Consider the following 5,150-nt stretch of genomic DNA (forward strand, 5'->3'; position numbering starts at 1 on the left):
GTGACCGAACCCGCTCCCTGTGACCGTGACGAGGCCCTCGTAGCCCGTCGTGTACTCACAGCCCGTCGTGTGCATGGGACGTATGTTGTTTTGGCATCGTGTGCATGGAACGTATACGAGCGGTCTTGAATCAGGCGTTTCACGTACATTCCATGCACACGATCACACAAACATACGTCCCATGCGCGCAATCAGCAACGCCTCACATACATGGCATGCACACTATTGTGACTTCGAGCCACCGCGAGAGGCCCATCGTGCGCCCCACACATACGCCCCATGCACACAATCGCAAACATACGTGGCATGCACACGATCTGCAAAACCTCACGGTTTTACCTCTCGGAATCGCAGCACGGCCACTTCAGATCGTTGTCTGAATACATCCTGTGATACCGGAGTTGTGATGACAGAGTTGTGATGCCGGAGTGTCACATGTCTGAGTGCCGGCGGTGTCACCCCCGGAGCGTCACCCCAGCTAGTTCGAGCGGGTTTGCGCAAAGATTTCTCGGAAAGAGGGGGAACTTCGTAAAATCTTTGCGCTGAGACGCTGCTTAGCGCAAAGATTTTACGAACTCAAGGCAGATCCCGAAAAATCCTTGCGCCGGGACGCTGCTAGCTCTACTGTGCTAGCTCTACCAAGCATGCATGCGCACGGAAGCACTGCGCTGGGGGACACCACAGGACGTGGAGAACGAGTATTATCGACAACAGACGGCACAAGCCGTCTCACAGTAGAGACGGAACAAAAATGAGGCCACTTCAACTCGGCGCGCGGAGTCGAGCACACAATGAACGGTCTTCAGGAGCAAGGCGGCACCCTGCGCCACCCATTATCGTCCTTAACTGCGCGTGATCTCGATAGTCCCGCGCAGTTAAGGACGATTCAGGGGCTATTTTCGTCCATAACTGCGCGGACACGTCGAGATCACGCGCAGTTATGGACGATATCGGGACGATACTGGGAAACAACTGGGAAGAAACTGTAGGTATTCCGCGCCGCAGCATCATCATGCATGCCTGACGCCAATAGCGCTCGATCTCGCATCATCATGCATGCCCAAACGCCGGAAGCGAACGCGAGCGGCATCGCCTACACTGGAATACGGCACTGGAATACGGCAATCGCAACGGCGAGATACCGTCTGCCGACGCGCAGCGTACCGGCAGACGACGCACAAGGGAGCAGGCATGGATGACGACGAGCTGATGGCGAAACTCATGGCGGCATTCGGCGACACCACGGAGACGTCCACCGCAGTCGGCAGCAAGGCCGATGGCGGAACCACAACCAACGACAACGCAACCAGCAGCAACAGCGCCGACTCAACTGCCGACACCACAATCGGCGGCACCACAACTACCAGCGGCTACGCAACCAGTGGCAGCAACGCAACCGAGCCAACCGCCGACGGCAGCCTTGGCGACACCGCAACCACGGCATCAGCAGCGGTCCCGCACACGGCGGATGCCATGCAAACAGCCATGGCAGCCATGTCAGTGTTCGCGCCAGCCGCAGCTTCATTCATGGCTCCGAACGCGGCGGGCGCGGACACGGCGGCCAATGGCACCGCAGACGCAACGATCGCCGGACCGTCGATGCGCGCGGACGGCACCTTCGATGCGGCGGCGTTCCTCAGCGGACTCGACGCGATCTTCGACGCGCATCAGGCCGCAACCAAGGCCGCCCCCTATCTTGAGCAGGCTATGATCGACGCGGAGAACGCCGGCGACGACGCCGGTCTGCTCACCGTGCTCAACGAAACGATGGGATTCTACCGGTCGCAGGGATGGCACGACAAGAACCAGTGGATCGTGCAGCGCGCGCTGGAGCTCGCCGCCCGAATGGGCATCGCCGACACCGAGGCGTGGACGACCACACTCATCAACGCGGCAACCGCCATGCGCGCCGCCAAGCACTACGATCAGGCGCTCGACCTGTACCGGCAGGCGCAGGCGAGCGCCGAGCGGACGCTGCCCCGCACCGACCGCCGACTCGCCGCGCTGCACAATAATCTGTCGATGGTCTACAGCGAAACCGGGCATCCGCGGCAGGCCGAAGCCGAGCTGCGGCGAGCGCTCAGCATTCTTGAGCAGTCGAGTCCGAATCCGGACGCCGATCTGGACATGGCGAGCACGCACACGAATCTGGCGCTCGTGCTGCTCGACGCGGCGCGGGTCGCCGGCGAGGCGGGCGGGAACGCTGTAAACGCGGCCGGCGAATCCACAGCAGCGAACGCGGCGAAAGCAACCGACGCGCCGCGCGACACCGCTGAATCACAAACGATCGGCAAGCCAAACAAGGCCGGCGCAGCAGACACCGGCGCAGCAAAGACCGCCACAGCAGACACCGACGCGCTGCAGGAAGCCAATGCGCACGCGCTCAAGGCGCTCGACATCTACCGCAACGGGCGTCTGGAGCATAGCGCCCACTACGCTTCGGCGCTGGCCGGTCATGCGCAGGTGTGCTACGCGCTCGGCGACTACGCTCAGGCCGTGGAGCGCTACCGTCAGGCGCTTGCGGTGATCGATGAATGCTACGGGCGCGACACCGACTACTACCGCACCACCGAAGCGAATCTGCGCGAGGCTCAGCGTCGGGCGCAGCGGCAGGAGCAGCGGCAGGCGGGGCGCGCAGAGCGGTATGAAACGGCACATAGCGATCAGCAAACCAAAGATCAGCAAACCAAAGATCAGCAAACCATGCCGTTCCCCGAATCGAATCCAGGCGCAACACCGAATCCGGCAACGTCAAAGCTGGAGTTCCAAAGCAAGTCGGCCGCAGAGCACAGCCGAGAGACGAATCCGGCAACGAATCCTGCATCCCAGCGCAAGTTTTTCTCGGGAACACGCCTGATTTCGAAAAATCCTTGCGCTAAGGCACCGGCCGCCAGCGCAAGTTTTTCACGAAATCAGGGCGAATCCCGAGAAGAACTAGCGCAACAAGAGCCGCAAACTGCGGGCACAGCGACCACCGCGGCGACCGCGCAAACAGAGGCGCAAACAGCGGCCACCGCACAAACAAAGCCGCAAACCGGAGCACAAACCCCAGTCAGCGGCCTCAAGCTGGCGCGCGAATACTGGAAAACCTACGGCCAGCCGCTCATCGCCGAGCGCTACCCGCAGTACCGGGGGCGCATCGCCGCGGGCCTCGTCGGGCACGGTTCGGAATGCTATAGTTTCGACGACGCGATCTCGCGTGATCATGATTTCGGCCCGCGCTTCTGCCTGTGGCTCACCGACGACGATTACGCGGCGATCGGCGCGCAATTGCAGGCCGACTACGAGGCGCTGCCGAGCGAATTCATGGGATGCGCGCGCTCCGATTCCACGCCGCGCGCCGCGCGCAACGGCGCGAATCGCCGCGACGGCGTGTTCAGGATCGGCGCGTTCTTCGAGTCGATCACCGGGTATCGCACCGCTCCGCCGGCTGACCGGCCGCATGAATGGCTGATGCTGGACGAATCGACGCTTGCCGCGGCGACCAATGGCGCGGTGTTCGCCGATCCGCTGGGCGCGTTCTCGGCGGCGCGGCAGAGCTTCACGATGATGCCGGACGATGTGCGGCTGTCGCTGATTTCGCGACGGCTGGGCATGATGGCGCAGTCCGGTCAGTACAATGTGCCGCGCATGCTGGAACGCGGCGACGGCGCGGCGGCCTGGTTGGCGATCGGCGAATTCGTTGATGCGGCGGCTTCGCTGGTGTTCCTGATCAACAATCCGGTTTCGGTCGGATACCCGCCATACTACAAATGGCGGTTCGCGGCGCTGCGTCGACTGTCGCGCCGCATGGCGACCCGCCTCGCCGACGTGTGCGAGCAGCTCGAATCGCTGCTGCGGCTCAGTTCGGCCGCATGCTATGGTGGCGCGGGATTCGGCGAGGGCGGACGCGGCGCGGCTCCGGCGGCAGGGCGGATTCATGAGACCATCGAGCATGTCTGCGCCGAGGTCGTGGCCGAATTGCAGCGCGAGGGGCTGACCGACAGCGATGAGACGTTCCTCGAATGGCAGCGGCCGTATGTGGAGGCGCGCATCCGCGGCACCGATGCGTGTCTGCACAGCATGTAGAGGATGCGTCGGGAAGCGGCGGCCACGCGCATCGGCAAGACATCAGCAAGGCATCAGCAAGGAGAACGACATGGGGACGAGTAGCGGGCACGCGAACGAGACTGGCGCTGACAAGACGAGTGCCGAGCAGCTTGTCGAGCGGATCGTGCGGCTGGAGTGGGATCAGTTCCAGCGCACGAACAACGAGGGTGGACGGGCCGCATGTCAGGGCAACTGGCCGACGTTCCATCAGATGCGCGCCAGCCAGTTCCTGACGTGGCCGCTCGATCTGCTGGCATCCTATCGGGATGATCTGATCGCGGCCAACCGCATAGGGCGCAATCTTGTCACCGAAAAATACGGGCGCATGATGGCCTCGACCGCGCCCGACGACTATCATCGCAACATCGAACCGTACATTGAGCGTCTTGCCGACGACCGCGTTGCGCGGCAGGAGCGGGTGATCGCCCGGCAGGTGGCGTGGGCGCGCGACTTTAGCGAGCGCCGGCCGCATCTGGGCGAGGCGATGCGCGTGCTCACCACCGCCGAGGACACGATTGAGGCGACCTCGTTTGAAACGTATCTGCGCGGCGAGCTGGGCACGTATTCAGAGCGCACGTTCGCGCTCTACGAACGATTCGTCGCCGATCTTGCGGAGCAGGGGCGCAATCTGACCGAGGAGACGATCGCGAACACGGTGCGCATGGCCGGATTCGCCGATCTCGACGAAGCCGAGCACGCACAGCGCATGGCCGCGCAAATCGCACAAGACCGGGCGAGATCGTAACGATCCAAGTCTGTGCGGGTCAATGGGCCGTCCCGCAGATGATTGAGCGGGTAAAATTCCATTGGCCTGTAGTGTCCTGCGTCAGAAGTTCGTTGATTATATCCCTGGCTCCCCTTGTCAGGACAGCACCGTGAAGCAAACAGCGGAGCTGTTTGTAGGTGCTGTGCGAGCCGACCGGCGAGCCAGTAAAGTGCGCGCGCAGCGCGTCCATAATTGCAGGGACGTTGCCGTTAGGCAAACAGCAGAGCTGTTTGTAGGCAACGTGCGAGCCGACCGGCGAGCCAGCAGACCGCGCGCGCAGCGCGTCCGTGATTGC

3 protein-coding genes are annotated in these 5,150 nt (G+C 62.8%); 2 read left to right on the forward strand and 1 reads right to left on the reverse strand.

The genetic code is table 11. From position 1 onward, the window contains the following. The first annotated feature begins 1,473 nt into the window (after nt 1–1,473). On the forward strand, nt 1,474–4,068 hold the full coding sequence (locus EHS19_RS05445; protein WP_421745308.1) for a DUF4037 domain-containing protein: 2,595 nt from the start codon (nt 1,474–1,476) through the stop codon (nt 4,066–4,068). A 70-nt stretch (nt 4,069–4,138) separates the two neighbouring features. Next, a complete protein-coding gene (locus tag EHS19_RS05450; protein WP_151916772.1) occupies nt 4,139–4,834 on the forward strand; it encodes a DUF4125 family protein in 696 nt (231 codons plus the stop codon). A 19-nt stretch (nt 4,835–4,853) separates the two neighbouring features. Here EHS19_RS05450 and EHS19_RS11035 read toward each other — a convergent pair. Further along, nucleotides 4,854–5,150: hypothetical protein (locus EHS19_RS11035; protein WP_206666326.1), on the reverse strand; the 297-nt coding region annotated here is incomplete at its 5' end.

Source organism: Bifidobacterium jacchi (assembly GCF_009078285.1).
GTDB lineage: Bacteria > Actinomycetota > Actinomycetes > Actinomycetales > Bifidobacteriaceae > Bifidobacterium > Bifidobacterium jacchi.

Excerpts from the sequence above, each read along its gene's own strand:
- EHS19_RS05445 (WP_421745308.1), top strand. The coding sequence starts at position 1,474 with ATGCAAACAGCCATGGCAGCCATGTCAGTGTTCGCGCCAGCCGCAGCT.
- EHS19_RS05450 (WP_151916772.1), top strand. The coding sequence starts at position 4,139 with ATGGGGACGAGTAGCGGGCACGCGAACGAGACTGGCGCTGACAAGACG.